This window comes from Pseudarthrobacter sp. S3, from assembly GCF_050156905.1.
In the GTDB taxonomy this organism is placed as follows: Bacteria; Actinomycetota; Actinomycetes; order Actinomycetales; family Micrococcaceae; genus Arthrobacter.
In genome coordinates this window covers 3,573,520-3,596,013 of record NZ_CP189583.1, presented here as the reverse complement: position 1 = coordinate 3,596,013, position 22,494 = coordinate 3,573,520, and the positions used below count along the sequence as shown (strand labels likewise).

Annotated in this window: 19 protein-coding genes and 1 tRNA gene; 7 read left to right on the top strand and 13 right to left on the bottom strand. The window is 64.8% G+C overall.

Annotated elements, in window-relative coordinates; translation table 11 throughout:
- Position 1: 1 nt before the first annotated feature.
- Positions 2–1,276: a helix-turn-helix domain-containing protein gene (locus tag ACQCSV_RS17260; RefSeq protein WP_426938872.1), complete on the bottom strand. Its 1,275-nt coding sequence runs from the start codon at positions 1,274–1,276 to the stop codon at positions 2–4.
- A 131-nt stretch (positions 1,277–1,407) separates the two neighbouring features.
- Here ACQCSV_RS17260 and ACQCSV_RS17255 point away from each other — a divergent pair, with 131 nt between their 5' ends.
- Positions 1,408–1,620, top strand: coding sequence for a hypothetical protein (locus ACQCSV_RS17255; RefSeq protein ID WP_141141605.1), 213 nt, complete (start codon positions 1,408–1,410; stop codon positions 1,618–1,620).
- A 148-nt stretch (positions 1,621–1,768) separates the two neighbouring features.
- Here ACQCSV_RS17255 and ACQCSV_RS17250 read toward each other — a convergent pair.
- The 5 genes from ACQCSV_RS17250 to ACQCSV_RS17230 form a co-directional block, all read right to left on the bottom strand.
- Positions 1,769–1,845: transfer RNA gene (locus ACQCSV_RS17250), tRNA-Pro, on the bottom strand.
- 104 nt (positions 1,846–1,949) lie between these two features.
- The gene (locus tag ACQCSV_RS17245; protein ID WP_354222430.1) at positions 1,950–3,863 is read right to left on the bottom strand and encodes an ABC transporter ATP-binding protein; all 1,914 of its coding nucleotides are present in this window, start codon (positions 3,861–3,863) and stop codon (positions 1,950–1,952) included.
- Positions 3,860–5,668 carry an ABC transporter ATP-binding protein gene (locus tag ACQCSV_RS17240; RefSeq protein WP_354154567.1) on the bottom strand — a complete coding sequence of 603 codons (1,809 nt, stop codon included), beginning with the start codon at positions 5,666–5,668 and terminating at the stop codon, positions 3,860–3,862. Before ACQCSV_RS17240 ends, ACQCSV_RS17245 begins: the two co-directional genes overlap by 4 nt.
- Before the next feature lie 153 nt (positions 5,669–5,821).
- Complete coding sequence (locus tag ACQCSV_RS17235; RefSeq protein WP_354154568.1) at positions 5,822–6,769, bottom strand: metallophosphoesterase; 948 nt, start codon at positions 6,767–6,769, stop codon at positions 5,822–5,824.
- A gap of 6 nt (positions 6,770–6,775) precedes the next feature.
- Complete coding sequence (locus tag ACQCSV_RS17230) at positions 6,776–9,091, bottom strand: transglycosylase domain-containing protein (RefSeq protein ID WP_426938871.1); 2,316 nt, start codon at positions 9,089–9,091, stop codon at positions 6,776–6,778.
- Here ACQCSV_RS17230 and ACQCSV_RS17225 point away from each other — a divergent pair.
- The 3 genes from ACQCSV_RS17225 to ACQCSV_RS17215 are packed head-to-tail and all read left to right on the top strand — an operon-like array spanning position 9,090 to position 10,734.
- Positions 9,090–9,245, top strand: coding sequence for a DUF4177 domain-containing protein (locus ACQCSV_RS17225; RefSeq protein WP_099093395.1), 156 nt, complete (start codon positions 9,090–9,092; stop codon positions 9,243–9,245). The genes ACQCSV_RS17230 and ACQCSV_RS17225 overlap by 2 nt on opposite strands.
- Before the next feature lie 2 nt (positions 9,246–9,247).
- Positions 9,248–9,805 (top strand): RidA family protein, encoded by a 558-nt coding sequence (locus tag ACQCSV_RS17220; protein WP_354154570.1) that lies wholly within the window; start codon positions 9,248–9,250, stop codon positions 9,803–9,805.
- A 17-nt stretch (positions 9,806–9,822) separates the two neighbouring features.
- Positions 9,823–10,734: an NUDIX hydrolase gene (locus ACQCSV_RS17215; protein ID WP_354154571.1), complete on the top strand. Its 912-nt coding sequence runs from the start codon at positions 9,823–9,825 to the stop codon at positions 10,732–10,734.
- Positions 10,735–10,890: 156 nt separating this feature from the next.
- Here the strand turns inward: ACQCSV_RS17215 and ACQCSV_RS17210 are convergent, their stop codons facing one another.
- Positions 10,891–11,568, bottom strand: a complete 678-nt coding sequence (locus ACQCSV_RS17210; protein WP_011693220.1) for a Crp/Fnr family transcriptional regulator — start codon at positions 11,566–11,568, stop codon at positions 10,891–10,893.
- 264 nt (positions 11,569–11,832) lie between these two features.
- Between ACQCSV_RS17210 and ACQCSV_RS17205 the strand changes: the two genes are divergently transcribed.
- Positions 11,833–13,017: a MarP family serine protease gene (locus ACQCSV_RS17205; RefSeq protein ID WP_354154573.1), complete on the top strand. Its 1,185-nt coding sequence runs from the start codon at positions 11,833–11,835 to the stop codon at positions 13,015–13,017.
- Between the two features lie 30 nt (positions 13,018–13,047).
- Here ACQCSV_RS17205 and aroQ read toward each other — a convergent pair whose 3' ends face one another.
- The 5 genes from aroQ to ACQCSV_RS17180 form a co-directional block, all read right to left on the bottom strand.
- Positions 13,048–13,506: a type II 3-dehydroquinate dehydratase gene (gene aroQ / locus ACQCSV_RS17200; RefSeq protein ID WP_354154574.1), complete on the bottom strand. Its 459-nt coding sequence runs from the start codon at positions 13,504–13,506 to the stop codon at positions 13,048–13,050.
- Between the two features lie 76 nt (positions 13,507–13,582).
- Entirely contained in the window at positions 13,583–15,784 is a 2,202-nt protein-coding gene (locus tag ACQCSV_RS17195; RefSeq protein WP_354154575.1) for an alpha-galactosidase, read from the bottom strand.
- A gap of 98 nt (positions 15,785–15,882) precedes the next feature.
- Positions 15,883–17,223, bottom strand: coding sequence for a sugar ABC transporter substrate-binding protein (locus ACQCSV_RS17190; protein WP_354154576.1), 1,341 nt, complete (start codon positions 17,221–17,223; stop codon positions 15,883–15,885).
- A gap of 45 nt (positions 17,224–17,268) precedes the next feature.
- The gene (locus tag ACQCSV_RS17185; protein WP_354222428.1) at positions 17,269–18,228 is read right to left on the bottom strand and encodes a carbohydrate ABC transporter permease; all 960 of its coding nucleotides are present in this window, start codon (positions 18,226–18,228) and stop codon (positions 17,269–17,271) included.
- An 11-nt stretch (positions 18,229–18,239) separates the two neighbouring features.
- Complete coding sequence (locus ACQCSV_RS17180; protein ID WP_282330167.1) at positions 18,240–19,205, bottom strand: carbohydrate ABC transporter permease; 966 nt, start codon at positions 19,203–19,205, stop codon at positions 18,240–18,242.
- 213 nt (positions 19,206–19,418) lie between these two features.
- On the opposite strand from ACQCSV_RS17180, the gene ACQCSV_RS17175 reads away from it, so the two are divergent.
- A complete protein-coding gene (locus ACQCSV_RS17175; RefSeq protein WP_354154579.1) occupies positions 19,419–20,618 on the top strand; it encodes a Gfo/Idh/MocA family oxidoreductase in 1,200 nt (399 codons plus the stop codon).
- Positions 20,619–20,635: 17 nt separating this feature from the next.
- On the top strand, positions 20,636–21,655 hold the full coding sequence (locus ACQCSV_RS17170; protein ID WP_354154580.1) for a LacI family DNA-binding transcriptional regulator: 1,020 nt from the start codon (positions 20,636–20,638) through the stop codon (positions 21,653–21,655).
- 1 nt (position 21,656) lies between these two features.
- Here the strand turns inward: ACQCSV_RS17170 and ACQCSV_RS17165 are convergent, their stop codons facing one another.
- On the bottom strand, positions 21,657–22,460 hold the full coding sequence (locus tag ACQCSV_RS17165) for a DeoR/GlpR family DNA-binding transcription regulator (RefSeq protein ID WP_354154581.1): 804 nt from the start codon (positions 22,458–22,460) through the stop codon (positions 21,657–21,659).
- Between the last annotated feature and the right edge of the window lie 34 nt (positions 22,461–22,494).

The following is a 22,494-nucleotide window of genomic DNA, read 5'->3' as shown; positions in this document are numbered from 1 at the left end:
CCTAGCTTGCTTTGACGGCTTTCGCTGCTGCTACGGCTCTCTGCTGGGCGAGCCTGATTTCGAGGACCGCATCCAGTGACTGTTGGACGCGGTCCGAGGCTCCCGCGGCACTGAAGGCCTTCTGCGCTTCTTCGAGGTAGACCAGGGCTTCGTCGGACTCGCCGGCAGCTTTCAGCGACTTGCCCAGCAGGAGTGAAACTTCCCCTGCCGTGTGCTTGGCCAGCTCGCCGGATTCCGCGTGGATCTCCCGGAGCTTGTTGATGGCAGCCACGATGTCGCCGGTGAGATACAGCCAGCGGGCGCGGATAAACGCAACTTCCAGCTGGTCGCTCTTGTTGCCGCCCACAATGGACAGGGCCAGCTCGGCGCGCTCGATGCTGGAAAGTGTTTCCGGTTCAACGATTCCGGAGGACAGCCGGACGGCGGCAGAAGCCTTGTTGAAACGGGCCCAGAGATCGATGTCATTGGCGGGCGAGAGCATCCGGGCCGCGCGCTCGTGGTACTTGATGCCCTCCGGATAATCGTGCCGCATAAACGCCACGTTGCCGATCACCCAGGCAACCTCACCGGCGAGCTGGGACATTGAGTGCTCGTCCATCTCGTCATTCATGGCCTGGCAGTACTTCCAGGCCTCGTCCAGGCGGCCGCTCTCCGCCAGTGCACCGATCAGCGCACGGTATGCGCCGATGATCAGGGTGGAACCGGTGGGCAGTTGGCCACAAAGTTGGACGGCCGCCAGTGCATGCTCCACGGCGGTGCTCAGCTGGCCCTGTCCCTGGCAGATAGCGGCGAGCATCTGGCGGGCACGAACGGCCAGACCGGCAGATTCGGTGGCCATCGGGTGCTCCAAGAGGTGCTGCATGATCTTTTGGCATTCCTGCCAATTGCCCTGTTTAATCAGGCACTCGGCCTGCATATAGGTCATATTCCACCACGCGCTGGTATTCCTGCCCTCCAGGGCTATCTGGGCTGCGTTGGCTGCGTGGTTGGCCGCTAGCGGGTAGTCCCTGAGGTCCCAGGCCTGGCGCGCGTAGAGGCCGGCCAGGACGTACTCGGCGTCGCTGACGGTGATGGGCTGGCTCCAGGCTTCCAGCGCCTTGGGCGCAAGCTCCAGCCTGCGGGCGAGTTCTTCGATCACTTCGGCCGTCGGCTCACGGCGGCCGGTTTCGAGGAGGGAGATATAACTGGGGGAATACAGGTCCTTGCCCAGTTCAGCCTGTGTCAGCCCACGTTCGAGACGCTCCGCTCGGAGCTTCTCCCCGAATCCGTTGCCCACGGGTATCCTCCTAATTCTGGACAGACTTTGTACGCAATGCTTGACAGTCCCTGTGGAAAACATTTTACAATGTATGTCAACAAGGACAGTGCTGACTTTGTAACGAATCCGACTCGTATTGAGGAACTTATATGTTGAAGAAGATTGCGGCCGCTGGCGTACTCGCTGCGGCCTTGGCATTTTCTGCGGCGGCCCCGGCTGTCCTGTCGGCAGGTTCCATCGCCGACACCACCGGCGTATCCGTAGCCGTTGGCAACTGGCCCGATCCCATGTCCAAGCCCGTTAAGGACAAGACCGGCACGACCTACACTACGTACGTGGGCAACTGGCCCGACCCGATGTAAGAAATCCTCTCAGGAGGCGCGGCCCCGGGGCATGGTCATCATGCCCCGGGGCTATTTCTTTGTCATGGCACTTGACCGCTCGCTGTCCGGTACGTGACAGCCGGGAGATGCAAAAGAGGGCCTCCCTTTGGGGAGACCCTCTTTCTATTGGTCGGGATGACAGGATTTGAACCTGCGACCTCGTCGTCCCGAACGACGCGCGCTACCAAGCTGCGCCACATCCCGATCCGCTGCAAAAGCAACTTTACAAGGATAGCCGACGCCAGGCCCGGATGCGAAATCGGCGGCCGCTGGGACATCCCGACGCTGGAAAAGCCCGACCGCGCGGGTCAGACCAGGGAGTCCTTCCAAGCGCCGTGGAGGTCTGCGAAGCGTCCGCCGGCACCGATGAGGTCTGCAGGCGTCCCATCCTCGACCACGCGGCCGTCGTGGACCACCAGGACACGGTCGGCTGTTTCAACGGTGGAGAGGCGGTGCGCGATGATCAGTGCTGTCCGGCCACCGCCGGCAGCAGCGGATCCAGCAACCGCAGAGCCCGCAGCTGCGGGGACCGCACTAGACGAACCCGGCGCACCCAACGTAGTGCCGGCGTCGGACGTTGCCCGCAGAAGGCGAGCCAAGCCGCTCTGGACGAGCCGCTCGGAGGGGATGTCCAGGGACGAGGTGGCCTCGTCCAGGATCAGCACCGCCGGCCGGGCAAGGAACGCCCGGGCGAAGCTGATCAACTGCCGTTGACCGGAGGACACCCGGCCGCCGCGCTTATTGACATCCGTGTCATAGCCTTCGGGGAGATCGGTAATGAAGTCATGGGCGCCCACGGCCCGGGCAGCGTCCTCGATTTCCGCCCGGGTTGCCTCCGGCCGGCCCAGGGCAATGTTGTCCGCCACGGACCCGCTGAACAGGAACGCCTCCTGGGTGACCATCACGATGTTCCGGCGCAGGTCCGTGGTGGTCAGGCTGCGCAGGTCCACGCCGTCCAGGGTCAGGGAACCGCAGGAGACGTCGTAGAAGCGGGCGATCAGCTTGGCCAACGTTGATTTTCCAGCACCGGTCTGCCCCACCAGGGCCACGGTCTGGCCGGCGGGGATGTGCAGGTCCATGGTGGGAATGATGACCGGGCCGTCGCCGTAGCCGAACTCCACACCCTTGAAGTCGATGGTGCCCCGGGCATCGCGGAGCGCCACGGGGTTCTTGGGCGGCCGGACCGTGGGAACCTCTTCCAGCAGGCCGGAGACCTTCTCCAGGGCCGCCTGGGCACTCTGGAACGAGTTGTAGAACATGGCCATCTGGTCCACTGGCTGGAAAAAGCGCTTGGTGGAAAGCATCAACGCCAGCAGCACGCCCACGGCGAGGTCCCCGCCAAGGACGCGGAACCCGCCGAACAGGAGCACCACGGCCACGCAGACGTTGCCGATCAGCACCAGGCCGGGCTGGAAGATGCCGTTGAGGTTGATGGAGCGCACGGTAACCAGCCGGTAGTCCTCGGACAACTGGCCGTACTTCCGGGCGTTCTCGGTCTCCTTGCGGAAGGCCTTCACCGCCCGAATCCCGGTCATGGTTTCCACAAAGTGCACAATGAGCCGGGCGGAAACTACCCGGGACTCACGGAACACGATCTGGGAGTGCTTCTGGTACCAGCGAGACAGGAAGTACATGGGGACGCCCGCGGCCAGCACGATCAGCCCACTGCGCCAGTCCAGCGCAAATACCGTGACCGCCGTGAAGACCATAAACAGCAGGCCCGAGGCGAGGGAGCTGACACCGGAATCGAGGAGTTCCCGCAGCGCCTCCAGGTCCGAGGTCTGCCGGGCGATGATCCGGCCGGACGTGTACTTTTCGTGGAATTCCAGGCTCAGGCGCTGGGTGTGCCGGAAGACCCGGACGCGCAGGTCCAGCAGCATGGCCTGGCTGAGCCGCGCGGTGGAGGTGACGTAGAGGGCGGTGAGTCCCGCCGTCGCGATAGCCGCGAGCAGGTAGGCGACGCCGGTGAACACCAGCGGGAGGTTGTCGCCTGCCTGCAGTGACGGGAGCGCGTGGTCGATGCCGAAAGCGATCAGGGCCGGCCCGGCCACGCGCGCGGCCTGGGACAGGACCACCGTGGCGATGGTCAGCCAGAACCTGAGCCGCACCGGCCGGATCAGTGCGGCCAAAAGGGCGAGCGACCGCCGTCGTACTGTTTTGCTGTCCGCCTTGCTGAGGTGCGTGTTGTCCTCGTTGGCGGTGCCGAAGGTTGCGTTGCTCATCGGATGCTGTCCTTTGACTCGTCCTCAAGCTCGGACAGCTCCGAGTCCAGGTCCCGGGGTTCCTGGCCCAGGCTGGCGATGACATAGCGGTAGTGGGGGTTGTGCGCCAGCAGTTCGGTGTGGGTTCCGACGGCCGCGATCCGGCCGTCCTTGAGCAGCGCCACCCGGTCGGCCAGCGCCACGGTGGACGGGCGGTGCGCGACGATCAGCGTTGTGGTGTCCTTCAGGACCGCGCGGAGCCGGATTTCCACAAGCTCCTCGGTGTGCACGTCCAGGGCGGACAGCGGGTCGTCCAGCACCAGGACCCGGGGCCGCGCCGCGATGGCCCGTGCCAGGGCAATCCGCTGCCGCTGCCCGCCGGAGAGGCTCAGACCCTCCTCGCCGATGAGGGTGTCCACGCCCTCCGGCAGCGAGTATGCGAAGTGGGCCTGCGCCACATCCAGGGCTTCGTCCAGGGCTTCCTCGCTGCGGTCCGGTGCCCCGAGGAGCACGTTGTCGCGGACGGAACTGGAGAACAACGTGGTGTCCTCGAACGCGACGCCGACCACGCGCCGGAGCCCGTCGACGTCGAACTCGCGCAGGTCCACACGGTCAATGGTGATGGAGCCATCGGTGACGTCGTAGAGGCGCGGGACCAGCTGGATCAGAGCGCTCTTGCCGCTGCCCGTGATGCCCACCAGTGCCATGGTTTCGCCCGGCCGGACGTCCAGGTTGATGTTCGTGAGGATGGGTTTGTCCGGTGCGTCCTCGAACGCGAATGTGGCGTTGTTGAAGCTGAGTGCGCCCAACAGCAGCGAGGGGGTGCGCGGCTCCGGGGGACTGGTGATGGTGTTGACCGAATCCATGACCTCGAAGTGGCGGTCGACGGCGGATTTGGCGGTGAGTGCCATGGCCAGCAGCATGCCGGAGAATTCCACGGGCGTCGCGATGACGGCGGCGGTGGCGAAGAACGCCACCAGCGCGCCGATGCTTAGCTGGCCACTGGCGCAGAGCATCACGCCCACCACCAGCCCGGCGCCGAGCGCGAGTTCCGGCAGCAGGGTGACTACCATGGTGAACGTCGCCTGGTGCTTCGCCTTCACGATCTCGGTCTGGCGGAGTTCCTCGGCCTGCTCGTTGAAGTTCTCCAGGGCTTCGCGGCTGCGGCCGAAGGCCTTCAGGACGCGGATGCCGTGGACGGATTCCTCCACCGTGGTGGCGAGGTCGCCGGCCTGGTCCTGGCTCCGGCGTGCCACCTTGCTGAAGCGGGTCCGGAACCGGAAACCGTAGGCCATGATGGGCGCCGCCGCGGCCAGGAAGATCAGGGCCAGCTGCCAGCTCATGGAGAACATGACCACAATGCCGATGACCACCGTGAGCGTGGTGACCACCAGCATGATGGCACCGAACGCCATCCAGCGACGCAGGAAGTTCAGGTCCGTCATGGCGCGTGACAGCAGTTGGCCGGAGCCCCAGCGGTCGTGGAAGGACACGGTCAGGTCCTGCAGGTGCCCGTAGAGCGAGACCCGCATCCGGGTTTCAACAGTGGTGGCGGGGTTAATCACAAACTGCCGGCGGAGGGCCACGAGTCCCGCTTCCGCGATACCCAGGACAAGGATGACGACGGCGGCAGTCCAGACGGCGTCCGACGCGCCACCGGGTGTGAGGGACTCATTGACGAGGACCCGCAGCACCTGCGGGATGGTGAGCGCCACGACGCTGGCCAGGAGTGCGCAGAGGAGGCCCATCACCAGCCGGGGGATGATCGGCCTCACGTGAGGATAAAGGCGGCTGATGGATCTGAAAAATGAGGTCTGCTTGGCCATGCCCGCTTCTCAAGCTCTAAATCGAATGTAGTTTCCCTTAGCAACTACCCTATGCCATGGCGTGAGACCATTCACACGCCCGCCCCCGGTTGCTCTATCACTTCCGGTTGCCATTCGAGCCCGTTAGCGACTCGAAGTGATAGAGCAACGGGGTTATTCGGCGGAGGTCAGCGTCAGCAGGACAGCCTCGGGTTTGCAGGCGATGCGGATGGGAGCGAACCGGGAGGTGCCGATGCCGCCGGAGACGTTGACCGGCGTCGTGCGTCCGTTGCTTTCCCAGTTGTTGAGTCCCTTCGCCCGCCACGTGGGGAGGTCGCAGTTGGCTGTCAGGGCGCCGTAGCCGGGAACGCAGAGCTGCCCGCCATGGGTGTGGCCCGCCAGCAGCAGGTCAGCGCCGTCCCGCGTGAAATGGTCCAGGACCCGCTGGTAGGGGGCATGGATGACCGCAACCCGAAGGTGAGCGTTCTGGTCTTGGTCCCGGGTGCCGCGGGGCCAGCCCGCGTAGCGTTCCCGGCCCAGGTGCGGATCGTCCACGCCGGAAAAGTCGAACCGGATCCTTTTCAACACCACGGATTGGTGCCTGTTGGTGAGATCCACCCAGCCGCCCATGCCGAAGCCGGACCGCAGCCGCGGCCAGTCCAGCTCGATGGCTTTGGGCTTGGCTTTGGATGGGCCCAGCAGGTAGGAGGCGGGGTTTTTGAAGCTCGGGCCGTAGTAGTCATTGGAGCCGGGGACGAAAACGCCGGGAAATTCCAGGAGCGGCCGCAGCGCCTTGAGCAGCGGTTCCACGGCTTTGACGTGGCTGAGGTTGTCCCCGGTGTTGACCACCAGGTCCGGCTCCAGCGACGCCAGCGACTCCAGCCAGCGTGCCTTGGTGTCCTGGCCCGGGACGAAGTGGATGTCGCTCAGATGCAGGACGCGGAAGGGCTCGTGGCCTGCGGGCAGGATGGGCAGCGTCTCCTCGCGCAGGACAAACTGGTTTTTCTCCCACAGCCCGTATCCGAAGGCTGCGAGGCCCGCTGCAGTTCCCGCGCCGGCGGTGACGGCAAAGCCGCGCCCGATGTTCCGGACGCGGCTGGCCAACGTTGGGCTGACTGCCATGAGTGGCTAGCCCTTGCTCTTGTCGCTGTTGCCCGGTGCGGGGTTCGGTGTCGGCGGGGCAGACGGCTCCGGGGCCGGGGCGGGCGCGGTGGCCTGAGGTGACGGAGTGGTCCGAACAGGCGTTCCGTTCACCATGTTGGTGGGCGGCGCCGTGAACGCATTGGTGCCGTACGCTGGAGCGACCTGGGCCATGTACTTGGAGAACATGGGCCCGGCGATCATGTAACCGTCGATCGCCTTGTAGAACTGTCCGTTGACCGTCAGGTTCCGGCCGGGCCGGAGCTGGTCACCCAGCGGGTCACCGAACCACGCTGCGGTGGCCACACCGGTGGTGTAACCGACCACCCAGGTGGAGCCGTTGGTGTCGTTGGTGCCGGTCTTGGCCGCCACCGGGAAGTTGGTTTTGGTGGAGAGCCGCGGCTTGATGAGCGATCCTGAACCCTCATCAAGTACCTTCTGCATGGCATATGCCACGCCCCGGGCGACCTCCGGTTTGACGGCATCGCGGCAGCTCGTGGCCTGGGCCGGGAGCTGCGCGCCGGTCTGGTCCGAGACAGAGGTGATGGCGATGGGCTCGCAGTACTTGCCGTCGTTGGCGAATGTGGCAAACGCGGAGGCCATCGTGAGCGGGGCCGTCTGCGTTGAGCCGATCAGGTTGGCCAAAGTGGTCATCTTGACCGGCGGATGGAAGTTGTCACCCACCGGCAGGCCACCGTGGATTCCGACCGCATCCACGATCTTCTGGATGCCGCAGAGGTCAACCTGCGCCGCGGAGGCGAAGGTGGCCGTGTTGATCGAGTTCTGCAGGCCGTACAGGACGGTCATGTTCCGGTAGTAGCCGTCGTCGGAGTTCTGCAGGTCGAAGCTGCCGGGAATCCTGGCGTCGTACCAGCCCACTGTGGGTTCCGGGCAGGTGTTCTTCCAGGGGAAGTTCTGCGGGTACGTGCGGGTGGCGGCGTTGACGTTGGTGTTCATGGACTTGCCCTCGTTCAGCCATTCGGCGAACGTGAAGGGCTTCATGGTGGAGCCGGGCTGGAATCCGCCCAGGCCGTTGAGGTCGTTGCCGTCCTTGTCCCGTTTGTCCACGTTGAAGTTCTGCGTCTGGTTGAACTTCCCCTCCGTTGGCAGGAATGAGGTGTTCTGCGCCATGTTCAGGATCTTGCCGGTGTTGGGCTGTACAGAGACTATGGACGCGCCCCAGTTGTCCGGGTTGGCGCCGGCAGCCGCGTCTGACTCAGCTTGGGCAACCTTCTGCGCGTTGACGTCCAGCGTGGTGGTGATGGTCAGGCCGCCACGGAAGATGCTATTGACGCGCTCCTCGGGGGTCGCACCGTAGGCCGGGTTGTTCAGCAGCAGGTGAAGCACATAGTCGCAGAAATAGGGTGCCGTGGAGGCGTAGGCGCAGCCTTGGCGCGCCGGCGTGACCTTCGGCTCAACCGGGGTGGCCACGGCGGCGTCGTGATCGGCCTGGGTGATCTTTTCCTGGTTCAGCATCAGGCCAAGCACCAGGTCGCGACGCTCCTTGGCGTTCTCCGGGTTGGTGATCGGGTCGAAGGCCGACGGGCTGTTCACGAGGCCTGCAAGGAGTGCTGCCTGCGGGAGGGTCAGATCCTTAGCCGTGGTGCTGAAGAAGAATTTGGACGCGGCCTCGATGCCGTAGGCGTCGCGGTTGAAGAAGACGATGTTGAGGTAACCCTCGAGGATCTGCTCCTTGGAGAATTCCTTCTCCAGGGCGATCGCGAGCTTCATTTCGCGAAGCTTATCTCCGACGCCCTTGTTAACACCGTTGAGCTTGATGTCCGCGGTGTTTCCCTCGGCGGCGAGGTTGGCGTTGAGCACGTTGTTCACGTACTGCTGGGTGATGGTGGAGGCACCCTGTTTGTTGCCACGGGCTGTGCTGACCATGGCGCGGAGGATGCCGGTGGTGTCCACACCGCCATGCTCGTAGAACCGGCTGTCCTCGACAGCGATGATGGCTTTTTTCATGAACGGCGAGATCTGGTCGAGGGCAACCTTGGTCCGGTTTTCCTCATACAGGTTCGCGATCAGGCTGCCGTCCGAGGCGAGGATCCGGGTGGACTGGCTGGGCGGGTCCACCTGCAGCTCTGCCGGGAGGGTATCGAAGAACTCGATGGAGCCGCTTGCCGCGCTGCCAGAAACAGCGGCGGCCGGGACAAGCAGGCCCGCCACCAGGACACCACAAATTGCGCTCACACCAAGGAAGCCAAAGATCTTTCCGAGGGTAGTGGCCGTGTCGAAAATGGGGTTCTTACGAGTCACCATGTTTTCCACTTTACCGGCAACGACTAGTCTTTCTTTCATGACCAAATGGGAGTACGCCACGATTCCGCTCATTATTCACGCCACCAAGCAGATCCTGGATCAGTGGGGAGAGGACGGCTGGGAGCTCGTCCAGGTAATCACCGGACCGGACGGCAACGGCCTGGTTGCCTACCTGAAGAGGGAGAAGCAGTAGCCATGAGCACCCCCGCAGAGACCACGTCCGGCCCTTTACCCACGCCGGAAAACGCGTCTGAATCAGCGCCGGTTTCCGCCGTCGAGCAGCGCCTCGCCGAGTTGGGACTGACCCTCCCCGAGGTGGCCGCGCCCGTAGCAGCCTACGTCCCGGCCGTCATCACCGGCAGCCATGTTTACACCTCCGGCCAGCTGCCGTTTATTAATGGCAAACTCGAGGCAACCGGCAAAGTCTCCACCGGCACGGAAGGCCACTCTGATGAGCCCACCGTGTCCCCTGAGGACGCCAAGGCCTACGCCGCCGTCTGCGCCATCAACGCGCTGGCGGCCATTAAGAGCGTCATCGGCGATCTGGACCGCATCACCCGCATCGTCAAGGTGGTGGGCTTCGTGTCCTCTGATCCGGCCTTCACCGGACAGCCCGGCGTCATCAACGGTGCGTCCGAGCTCCTCGGCCAGGTCTTCGGTGACGCAGGCAGGCACGCCCGCTCCGCCGTCGGCGTGTCGGTCCTTCCGCTCGACTCTCCCGTAGAGGTCGAACTGATCGCTGAATTCAGCTAAGGACCCGGTTCACTCAATTGCCGCACCTCGCCCGACGCTTGTTTGCCCTTCCTCCGGATCTTGAAGGGGCCGCCCAAAGCTGGCTCGAACACGGCGAGCGGACCCCGCGCGCCGCCCGCTACGCATCCTCTGTGGTGCTGCTGCGTGACTCGCCCACCGGCCTGGAGACGTGGCTGGGTTACCGGCCCGGCTCCTCGCCGTTAGGCGTCCTAGCCTTCCCCGGAGGTTCCCTGGAGGCGTCCGACGACGACGCCGTCGGCTGGCTGGGCCCCTCACCCCAGCATTGGGCCGAGCAGATGGGGACGAACGACGTCGGGCTGGCGCGCCGCCACGTGGTGGGCGCCATCCGAGAACTGTTTGAGGAAACCGGCGTGCTGCTCGCCGGGCCGGACATGTCCACCACGGTTGAAGGCACCTCAACCCACGACTGGATGCGTGCACGCGTGGCGGTCGCCGACCAGGAGAAGACCTTCACGGAGGTGCTCGCCAAGCGGGGACTCTCGCTGCGGACCGACCTCCTGAAGCCGCTTGTCAACTGGCGCAGCCCCGACTTCGCGCACCGCCGCTTCGACACCCGCTATTTCGCCGCCACAGTCCCCATGAACCAGCAGCCCAGCCTGCTGCAGAGCAAAGGCGTCTGGGGCCGCTGGGTGTGCGCCACACAGGCCATCGCCGCGCGCAGCACCAACGCACTGGGCGATGAAGCAGGCCAGGAGAACACCGTGGGCCTCACGCTTGGCCAGCTCCTGGTGCCGGGCTCGGAGATCATGCTCGAGAAGATGGCCGCTGCGAACGGCTGCATCGCCTACCTCAGCTACAAGCGCAAACCCCACGTGTATCAGGCGCGGCTCGTCGACGAAGAGGGCACGCTGATGCTCGAAGTCGAGGCCGCCCAAACCGTAGCCGGGGACCCGCAGCGCGAGCGCTAGCTCCGCGGACCGAAAACGGAAATCCTCTGCGTGCTGCTCCTTCGTCGCTCTGGCGCACGCTGCCGGATCCCCATTTCCGATCCGCTTTCGGCACCAACGCAGAAGGCCGGCTCCGATTCTTCGGGCCGGCCTTCTTCATGCGGAACTTTTGAACGTTTAGCGGGAGCGCTGGCGCAGGCGCTGCATGTCCAGGATCACTACGGCGCGGGCTTCGAGGCGGAGCCAGCCGCGCTGGACGAACTCTGCCAGAGCCTTGTTGACAGTCTCGCGGGAGGCGCCTACCAGCTGGGCCAGTTCTTCCTGCGTGAGCTCGTGGGCTACCAGGACGCCGTCCGTTGCGGGGCGGCCGAAGCGATCGGCCAGATCCAGCAGGGCCTTGGCCACGCGGCCGGGGACGTCGGAGAACACCAGGTCCGAGAGCGAATCGTTGGTGCGGCGCAGGCGGCGGGCCAGAGCCTGCAGCAGCTGCGCCGAAACCTCGGGGCGCGTCCGCAGCAGGGCGTTGAGGCTTTCGTTCTTCAGGCCCGCGAGGCGGGTTTCGGAGACTGCCGTCGCCGTGGCCGTGCGCGGGCTGGGGTCAAAGAGTGCCATTTCGCCGAACAATTCACCCGGGCCCAGGATGGCGAGCAGGGACTCCCTGCCATCGGGGGACGTGCGGCCCAGCTTCACCTTGCCGGAGACGATGAAGTAGAGCTGGTCGCCCTGGTCGCCCTCGCGGAATACCGAGGCACCGCGGGAGAGGTCCACCTCGGTCAGCTCGTCCGTCAGCAGGCGGAATGCTTCGTCGTCGAGCGTGGCAAATAAGGGTGCTCGGCGCAGTACCTCGATGTCCATGAAATCTCCTGAATAAAAAGTGTCGGCTGTGGCGCTTTTGCCATTGTTTCAGAATTTTCAAGCTTCTGTGACGTACTTGGCAGCGGAAACGCCGCTGACAGTGACTAATGCGGGCACGATCCGGTGTCCGGCCCCGCCGGGGGTGTGATTTTTACGACCGAACGTGGGGCGAACCCGGCCCGCAGGGGCGGGCGACTGGCGCCCGCAGAACAATGTCAGCTTGCCCCACTAGAATTGGGGCTCAACCGTATTAGAGGAGCGTCAGTGTTTGGTTTGACCGTTCTGGACCTGGCGCTGATCCTTGCCCTGCTGTCTTACCTGATCTATGGCCTGCGCAACGGCTTCCTGGTCACGCTCGGCGGTATCGCAGGCTTCGCCGCGGGCGCTGTGGCCGCATTCTTTGCCGTTCCACTGGTCAGCGGCTTCGTGGATGACTCCGGCTGGAGGCTGACCGCGATCGTGGCCGCCGCCGTCGTACTCATGGCCCTGGGCCACGGCCTCGGGACCATGATCGGGCGCACAATCCGCGGCGCCGTGCGGATCAAGCCGCTGCGCGCGGTGGACCGGCTGGTGGGCGGGGCCGTCAACGTCGTGGTTTCGGCCCTGGTGATGTCCATGCTCGCCTTCAGCATCAGCGCCCTGGGCGTTCCGTTAGTGTCGCAGCAACTGGCCGAGTCCAAAGTCATCCGGTACATCGACGGGCTGACGCCTGTTCCGTTGAAGACCACCATGGCGCAGCTGCGGTCCACTGTGATCGGCAACGGAATTCCCACGCTGCTGGAAGGTCTGGACCAGGGGCAGCCAGTGGCGGTGCCCAATGCCAGTACCGATACGCCGGCGCTGAACCTGGCCGCGCGGTCAGTCCTGAAAATTGCCGGAACCGCCTACCAATGCGGGCAGAACCAGACCGGCACCGGTTTTGTGGTTTCCCCGGGCCGGGTTGTGACCAACGCCCATGTTGTGGCGGGCGTGTCGCAGCCGGTGGTTGAAATTCCCGACGGCGGCGCGATGCCCGGCCGGGTGGTGTACTTCGACACCCGGCACGACCTCGCCGTCCTGGCCGTGGACGGGTTGCCTTCGGAGCCGCTCACATTGACGTCCGACCTTCCGAACGGCAGCCCGGCCGCCTTCGCGGGGTATCCGCACGGCGGTCCGTTCCAGTCCAAACCCGCCACGGTTCAGGACATTACGTCAGTTCTGGTCCCTGATATCTACGGCGAAAACCCTGCCCCCTCGGCGATCTATCGCCTGGCCGGCGATGTCCAGCCTGGTAACTCGGGCGGGCCGCTGCTGACCATGGAGGGACTGGTGGCCGGCGTCATTTTCGCCAAGGCAACCTCAGGCACCGAAATGGGATTCGCCATCACCATAGATGACCTGTTCCCGGTCGCGTCCCAGGCCGCAAGCCTCAGCGCACCCGTCTCCTCCGGGCAGTGCATCCAGAAATAGCCATGGCGGACTGAGCCAGCCGGCGCCCAGCTACAGCGTTTCGGCGAGGTAGTCGATGGCCAGCTTGTAGCCGAAGACCCCGGCGCCCACGATCACCGCGGCGCAGACCGGGGACAGGAACGAGTGGTGCCTGAAGTCCTCACGCTGGTGCACGTTGGTGATGTGGACCTCGACTGCGGGCAGCTGCACTGCCGCCAGGGCGTCGCGCAGGGCCACGGACGTGTGGGTGAAGGCGCCGGCGTTAAGCACAATCCCGACGGCGGTGCCACGGGCTGCGTGGATGACGTCCAGAAGCACACCCTCATGGTTGGACTGGACGCATTCCACGTTGAAACCGTGGGCCTGCGCCGTGCTGGCTGCCAGTTGCTCCACGTCCGCGAGGGTGGAGGTACCGTACTTCTCCGGCTCACGGGTGCCCAACAGATTGAGGTTGGGGCCGTTGATCACAAGGATGGTGCCGCGTCCGGCAGCGGTGGTGGCTTCAGTCATGGATGCAAATCTAGCGCCTGGGATGGCCTGCCGCGCATTCTTACGATCAGTGCTTGCGCAGGAGGCCATCTGGCGGTTACAGGGCCGTGAACCTCAGGACGAGGGCGTGTTCCGGGTTGAGTGCGGGCATGGGCAGGCCCACTTGGGCGAGGAACCGGCCGCTGGCCACTGCGCCGTCTGCTAGCCAGGCGGGGGGCTGGACCTGGGTGAAGGTGTGGGCGTAGTCGGCATCGGCCGGGGCCGGGAAGATGGCTTCTGCCTGGTAGTCCCGGTCCGGGTACAGCCCGGGGATGGTGATCCGTCCGGGTTGTTCCGCGAAGGCGGTGCGTGTGCTGACCAGGGCGAACAGTGCCGCCGTCGAACCTTTACCCATGTCTGCACCGCTGTCGGCAACTACGCCGTGGAGCATGAGCGAGTCATCAGCGAGGTCAGCGCGGACCATGTGCCCGCTATGGATCAGGGCGCGGTGTTCCTTGTAGAGGCTGATGAAGCGTTTGAGTTCCTCGCGCTCGGCGCCCTGGACGCTGCGGACATCCCACTCCATGCCGAAGTGGCCGAACAGTGCCGTGATGGCGCGGAAGGACAGATCGTGCGTGCGGGCTGTGGTGTGCGAGGTGGTGGGTCCGACGTGGCCGCCCACGAGCTCCGGCGGGATCACCAGTCCGGTCCAGCGCTGGATGGTCTGCCGTTCGAGCGCGTCGTTGCAGTCCGAGGCCCAGATCCGGTCGGTGCGTTCCAGGATGCCCAGGTCCACGCGGGCGCCGCCGGAGGAGCAGCTTTCAATTTCGACGCCGGGGTGGGCCTTTTTGAGTTCGTCGAAGAGGCGGTAGGCGGCGAGGGTCTGTTCGTGGACCGAAGAGCGGCCGGCGTGGCCGTGTTCGAGCTGGTCCCGGTTCTGGTCCCATTTGAGGTAGCTGATGTTGTTCTCGCGCAGCAGGGTGTCGACGCGGTCGAAAATGTACTGCCACCCTTCCGGGTTCACGAGGTCGATCACATGCTGGTTCCGCCATTCAAGGGGCAGGCGGCCGCCGTCCTTGTAGCTCTGGACGGACGGACCAACGATCCATTCTGGGTGCGCGCGGACAATGTCGGAGTTCAGGTTGACCATTTCCGGTTCCACCCAGAGCCCGAATTCCATCCCGCGTGAGGTCACGGCGTCGATCAGGGGCGTGAGGCCGTCGGGCCAGAGCGATTCGTCGACGTACCAGTCGCCCAGGCCGGCGTGGTCGTCGCGGCGGCCGCGGAACCAGCCGTCGTCGAGCACAAACCGTTCCACGCCCAGTTCGGCGGCGGAGTCGGCCAGCTCGATCAGGGTGGAGAGGTTGTGGTCGAAGTAGACCGCTTCCCAGGTGTTGAGCACCACCGGGCGGGGCTTGCCGGGAGTCGAAGTGCCGGCGGCGGCTGCTGGGAGCACGTGGTGGGGGCGGGACCGAAACCAGCTGTAGAACGCCTCGCTGATGCCGTCCAGGCCGCGGTCCGAGTATGCGGCGAAGAGCGCCGGTGTGGTGTAGCTGGCGCCGGGTGCGAGGATGACCTCGGCCGGGCCCAGGAGTTCGGAGCCGCCGATCATGGTGCGGCCATCGCCAATGCTGTCCGCGAACTGTTCGTGGTTGCCGCTCCAGGCCAGGTGCGTGGCCCAAACCTTACCGTGGCGGTTGCCGAACCCGGCGGTGCCGGCGGCGAAGAGCAGCGAGAAGTCGTGTCCGGTGCGGCCGTGCCGGCCGGTGCGGACCCAGGTGCCCTGCTGGATGGGGCGGCGCTGCGGGTGGCGTTCCCGGCACCAGCGCCCGGTCAGGTCCAAGAGTTCGACGGCGTCGGGCGCCGCCGGGAGGACGGTGGCCAGCTCGTCGAGCTGGTAGGGCGTGGCGCCGTCGTTGGTGAGGGTGTGCCGCAGCTCCAGCAGGCCGCCGTCGTGCAGTGTCAATGCGGACGAGACAGTGAGGCCGGCGTCGGAATCGGCCTGGACGATGACGGCGGAATTGCCCTCGGCGCTCGTTGTCACGACGCGGAGGCGGGCCGAGAAGTCGAGGCCGGAGACGCCGTCGGCGGTGCGGTGGCCGCGGAGGGCGGGACGGCCGCGCCAGCTGGAGGATGCCTGCGGCAGGAGGCCGGCGGGCACGTTGGCGTCGATGGCGGAGTGGGGGATCGGTTCGCCGAGGATGGCGAGGTCCGGCAGGGTGCTGCCAAGATCCGCGCCCCAGTGGATGACCTCGGCCTCCCCGCTGTCGAAACTGACCACCAGGCTGGTGCCGGCGGAACGGAGGTGGAGGGGGTCCATTGAATGCTGTCCTTCTAAAGGGTGGGAGTGATAAAAAAAGCCAGGCTGTGCGCCGCGGAACGCAATGCCCGCGGCGCACAGCCGGTCAAGCTTCTGGCCTACTTGAAGAGGGCGTTGACCTGTTCGTTGGCGTCGCTGAGGGAGCTGACCGGCTTCTTGCCGGAGAGGACTGCGTCCATGGCCGGCTTCATGATGCCCTCGACCTTGGCCGCTTTGTCCGCGATCGGGAGGAGGAACGTGGTGTCGTCCGTGACATGGGTGGTGAAGGCGGTGACGTCAATACCCTTGGCCTCGAACGCCTTGGCGGCGAGCTCGGAGGAGGAAGTGATGGCGGGAAAAACGACTGCTTTAGCCGCCACGACGTCCTGGCATTTTGCCGAGGCGAGGTATTCGACCCATTTGATGGAGGCTGCCGGGCTCTTGGTTCCGGCCCAGATGGAGTCGGCCAGGCCGTTGAACATGGACGCGCGCTTGCCGTCCGGTCCCTTGGGTGTGGGGGCGATGCCTGTTTCCACTCCCTTGTAGCTGGTGTACTGCCCGATCATCCAGGAGCCGTTGGTGTTGATGGCGGCCTTGCCGGCCCCGAAGTTATCAGTCACGCTGGCACCCACGGTGGTTTCGAGCTTGGGCATGTAGCCCTTGTCAACGAGTCCGGCCCACCAGGCGATGGTTTCCTGGAACTTGGGGTCGTTGTAGTTGAAGTCCTTGCCCCACGGGTTCTTGTCATTGTGGGTCCAGCCCATGGTGGCGCTGAGGAAGCTCCACTGGGTCTGGCCGGTGCCGGCGCCGGAGTTTTCCAGGCCCAAACCATAGACCGCGACGTTGTTCTTGTCGAAGCCGGACTCGTCGCCGCGGACACCGTTCTTGTCCACGCTCAAGTGCGCGATGGCCTTCTCGTAACTGCCGCCGTCCTTCGGGTTCCAGTCGAGGCCCTTGAGCTGCTCTTCCGTGTAGCCCGCATCAGTGACGAGCTTCTTGTTGTAGAACATCGCGACGGTGTCCCAGTCCTTGGGCAGACCGTAGCGTTTGCCGTCTTCGGTAACCCACAAATCGGTCAGGCCCTTGTTGTAGATGTCCAGGTCGAGCTTGTCGTTCTTGACGGCGTCGTCCAGGGCGAGGAGCTGCTTCTTGGCGGCGAACTCGGGGTATTTGGCCAGGTGGTCGGTGAAGACGTCCGGCGCCGTTCCGGCGACGAAGCCGTTGGTCAGGGTGGTCCAGTAATCGTCCCAGCCGCGCTGGGTGACCTTGACCTTGATGTCCGGATTGGCCTTGGTGAAGTCATCGGCGCACTGCTGGTAGGCAGGGAGCTGGTTGGCGTCCCAGAGCCAGTAGTTGATTTCGCCTTTGGCCTCGGTGGAGGTCGGAGCGGGTGCGCCGCAGGCGGAGAGGGACAGGGCGATGGCAGCAGCAGCAGCGGCGATGCCAAGGGTTTTCTTCATGGTGGACCTTTCGAGGGTGTTACGGGGGAGGAGTGAAGCGAGGGGTTATTTGATGCCGGAGAAGCCGATGGAGTTCACTACCCTCTTGCCGAAGGCGATGAAGAGGATCAGGACGGGCAGGGCGGCGATGAGGGTGGCGGCCATCAGGCCGGACCAGTCGGGGGCGCCCTGCGGGGACTGGGATTTGAAGACGCCCAGTCCGACGGTGAGGACCCGGACGGATTCGTCCTGGCCTACGAGCAGTGGCCAGAAGTATTCGTTCCAGGTGCCGATGAAGGTCAGCAGCGCCAGGGTGGCCATGGGGGCGCCGGCGTTGGGCAACACGATCTTGAAGAAGATGCGGAACTTGCTGGCGCCGTCGAGCATGGCGGCTTCCTCCACTTCCCGCGACATGCTCATGAAGAACTGGCGCAGGAAGAAGATCGCGAACGGGGTCATGAACAGGAACGGCAGGATGATGCCGGCGTAGGTGTTCAGGAGTCCGAGGTTCTTGATCATCAGGAAATTGGGCAGCGCGGTGAAGATCGGCGGGACCATCATGGTGGCCAGGAACAGTGCGAAGACTTTTTCCCGGCCGGGCCAGCGCAGCCGTGAGAAGGCGTAGGCGGCCATGGAGCTGAAGAACACCTGTCCGGCGGTGACAAGGGTGGAGACGATGATGGAGCTGCGCAGATACCACCAGAAGTTGATGGCAGCTCCGGAGCCGCCTTCGGCGATTGCTTCCTCGGGGGTTTGCAAGCCCAGGACGCGTTTGAAGGCGCCCCAGCTGAAGTCGGCCGGCAGGAGGTTGCCGGCGTTCGCGGCGAGGGAATGGTTGCTGGAGAGGGCGGTGCGGAGCATCCACAGGAACGGGGCGATGGTGACGACCAGCGCGATGGCTACCAGGGTCCAGGCCCCGGCGCGTCGCCAGTTGAACGGCTTGCGGGGCTTGATGATGAGGGCGGTGCGGGTGCGGGTGCGGGTGCGGGCGGCCGGGTCGTGGCGGGACGGAGTCGAAGTGGTCATGGCGGGGGTCCTTAGTCCAGGTCCGATTCGTTGCCCTTGAGGAACTTCATTTGAACGAAGGCGACCAGGGCGAGGATGACGAAGAGAATGACAGAGAGTGCGGAGGCGTACCCGAAGTCGGACTCGGTGAATGCTTTTTGGTAGATGTACATCTGGATGACGCGGGAGGCGTTGATGGGGCCGCCAGCGGTGGTGACGGCCACGGTGTCGAAGACCTGGAAGGAACCGATGACGGTGACCACAAGGACGAGTACCAGCACCGGGCGCAGCAGCGGCATGGTGATGGACCAGAACGTCCGGGTCGGCGACGCCCCGTCGAGGGAGGCGACCTCGTAGACGTGGCTGGGGATTGACTGCAGTCCGGCGAAGATCAGCAGGGCGGTGTAGCCCATGTGGCGCCAGACGTTGACGAACGCGATGGTGGGAATGGCCCACTGTTCGCTGCCGAAGAACGCGATCCGGGGCCCGCCCAGCCAGCTGATGATTTCGTTGACGATGCCCAGCTGGTAGTCGAGCATCCAGAACCAGAGGAGGGCGACAATCACGTTGGCCACCAGGAACGGCAGCAGCAGCGCCCCCCGGATGAACGTGGACTTCGCGACGCGGTGCATCAGCAGCGCCAGGCCCAGGGCAATGACTGTCTGGAAGCCGATGTTCAGCGCCACGTACTGCAGGGTCACGCTCATAGCGTTCCAGAACAGTTCGTCGGCGAAAATCGCGGTGTAGTTCTTGATCCCGATCCAGGTGGGATCACCCAGGATGCTGTACTCGGTAAAGCTGAGGTAAACACCCCGGATCGTGGGGATCAGGAAAAATGCCACGAACCCGATCATCGCCGGGAAGATAAACACCATCGCGATCCTCAGATCGCCCATCCGGTGCGTGCGGCTCTTCTTCCGGGTACTCCCGGTATTTCCTGTCTTGGACCGTGCCGCCCGGCCTGCCGGGTCTCGCTGCTGCTTGGTAAGGGTGGTCATCTTCGACCCCTTCCTGACTGTGATGTGGGTAACAACTGATAAAAAATCTACACGAGTAGATTAGAGCTGGCAAGTATTGGATTTTCTTCTTTATTTGAAGTAATTTAGCCAGTCGCGAGGCTATTGACTCGAGTAGATTCAACTGAAACACTGGGGATCCTGACGGACAGCGCTTGCCCGGTCTTCCGTCACAGCATCCAGGGAAGGCAAACAATGACGTTTTCAATCGGCGTAGTAGGAGTTGGCCAGTTCGGCGGCCAGTTCGCGCACCTCTTCAATCTCCACCCCGGCGTCAGTGCCGTCTTTGCGGTGGATGATCTTCCCGAACGTGCGGCCGAGGCAGTGGACCGCTACCACTTGGCGGGGTCGGAGGAGAGCTTTGAAGACCTCCTTGCCTCCGACGTCGACGCCGTGGCCATCTTCACCCAGCGCTGGACACACGGACCGTTGGTGGAGCAGGCACTCCGCGCCGGAAAGCACGTCTACTCAGCCGTCCCCATGGCCATTTCCGAGGAAGAGATCGCCCGCATCATCGATGCCGTGCGCGAGACCGGAAAGGTCTACATGATGGGAGAGACCAGCTATTACAACCCGGCCACCGTCTATGCGCGCCAACAGCACGCCGCCGGCCGATTCGGGCGGATCTTCTACAGCGAAGGCGACTACGTCCACGACATGGACCTGGGCTTCTACGATGCCTACCAGTACAGCGGCGGTGACCGCTGGAAGGAGACCGCCAGCTACCCGCCGATGCTGTACCCGACGCACGCGGTGGGCGGCGTGCTCGGCGCCGTCCCGGCCCACGCGGTCAGCGTCAGCTGCGTCGGAGTCAAGGATGACCGCAACGATGGTGTCTTCGACAAGGAAGTCAGCATGTTCGGCAACGACTTCTCCAACGCCACCGCCCTCTTTGAACTCAATGACGGCGGCGTTATGCGCACCAACGAGATGCGCCGCGTGGGATATCCCTCACATATCAGGGAATCCCGGTTCCGGTTCTTCGGGACGGAGGCCAGCTTCGAACAGCTCGCAAAAGTCTCCGTCTGGCAGGACAAGGAAAACGTCCAGGACATTTCCGAGCAATTTGAAACCCGGCCTAGCATGTCCCTCGACGACCCGTCGCTGGCCAACGTTGCGCCGGAACTGAGGGACGCCTTCGTCTCCGGACTCTCGCCTGTCCACGACGCTGATCGGCTGCCGGCGGAGTTCCGCGGTGCACCGAACGGGCACGATGGAAGCCACCACTTCCTGGTGGATGACTTCGTGACAGCGGTCAACACCGGCACGCAGCCGCCGGTCAACGCCTGGGTTGCCTCCCGGTTCACGCTGCCCGGCATCGTGGCGCACGAGTCGGCCCTCCGCGGCGGGGAACGGCTGCCCATCCGCGACTTCGGCGACGCCCCGGGGATCTGATAGCTAGCATGTACACCATGACGACTCCCACAGTGCAGGCCCCGCGTGGCCCGGTGACCCGCAAGGACGTTGCCCGGTACGCGGGCGTCAGCACCGCCGTCGTCAGTTATGTAGTGAATGGCGGGCCCAAGAAGGTGGCTCCGGCCACGGAGGCGAAGGTCCAGGACGCCATCCGCGTCCTGGATTACCGCCCCAACGCGGCGGCCAGAGCCCTCAAGTTGGGATCCAGCGAGACACTTGGGCTGATCGTGCCCGACAACTCGAACCCTTTCTTCTCGCTCCTCGCGCATGCTGTGGAGGACGCGGCGGCCGAGCGGGGCTACGCGCTGCTGCTGACCAACTCCGACGGCAACATTTCCAAGGAACGCCGGAACGTCAGGAACCTGGCAGCGCGGCAGGTGGACGGCGTATTACTCGCCAGCGTCCTGTTTCAACCGGACCTGGAAGACCTCGAGAAGGCCGATATTCCGTGGGTCCTGCTCAACCAGGACCGTGAGGTGGCGGGCGTCAACAGCATCGGTGTGGACCTCCTGGCCGGGGCACAGATCGCCGTGGAGCACCTCCTGGGGCACGGTCATACCAACGTCGGCCTGGCCATGGGCACCAACGTGGGGAATGACGTTGACGGGCGCGAACTCGGTTGGCTGAAGGCGCTTGCGGAGGCTGGCCTCCCTGAGGGGCCGATCGCACGCAGCCCCTTCACCCGGTCCGGTGGCTACGAAGCGGGCAAACGGCTCCTGGCCGCTTCGAATCGGCCCACGGCGATTTTCGCGAGCTCGGACATGCAGGCGGTCGGTATCCTCCGCGCGCTCCATGAGGCAGGTGTCGCAGTCCCCGGAGAGATCGCGGTGACCTCCTTCGACGGCTCCGCCGAGGCGGAGTACACGTGGCCGGCGCTGACCACCGTGGATCAGCCGGTCCGGGAGATGGCCGCGGCCGCCGTCGAAGGCATCCTGGCTGCGCGTCGCAAGGCCGCACCGCAGCAGCAGATGTTCCCCACGAAGCTCCACGTCCGCCAGTCCTGCGGCTGCCCCTGAATTAAGGGCTTTTGGTTCGCTGCCCCGCGATCCGGACTTTGCCCACGCGCTGGCCGAGGATGCGGTGGGCTTCTGGGCCCAGTCCGGCGTCGCTGATGACCTCATCGGCCGCGTCCAAGGGGGCGATGGTGCTGATGCCCAGCAGCCCCCACTTGGTGTGATCGGCCAGGACTACGGTTTTCCGGGTGGCGGCGACGAACGCCCGGTCAGTCTCCGCCTCCAACAGGTTGGGCGTGGTGAAGCCGGCGTCGGCGTCCATACCGTGCACACCCATGAACAGCACGTCCAGGTGCAGCTGCTTCAACGCGGCCGTCGCGATGGGACCCACCAAAGCGTCCGACGGCGTCCGCTCGCCGCCGATCAGGATCACGGTTGATGGGAAGCGGGCAGCGCCGCCGGAGGCAGCGTGGTGGAAGAGGTCAGCGATGCGCACGGAATTGGTGACCACCGTGATCCGCGGACCGTTCACCAGCTCCTTGGCGAGGGCCCAGGTGGTTGTGCCGGCGCTCAGACCAACGGCCATGCCCTCATACACCAGGCCGGCAGCCTCCAGTGCGATGGCCCGCTTCTCGGCGGTCAGCTGGGTGGACTTAAGTTCGAAGCCTGGCTCATGCGTGCTGACATCGCCGGGGAGCTTGGCGCCGCCGTGGATACGCTCCAGCTTGCCGCCTGCCTCCAGAAGCTCGATATCCCGGCGGACGGTCATCAGAGAAACGCCCAACTGCTGGGCGAGGTCCGAAACCCGCACCACACGCTCGCGCTGGACGGCATCCACAATGGCCTGGTGTCGTGCAGCAGGGAGCATGTGAAAGCAATCCTTAATTCCGGCGACAGGGCTG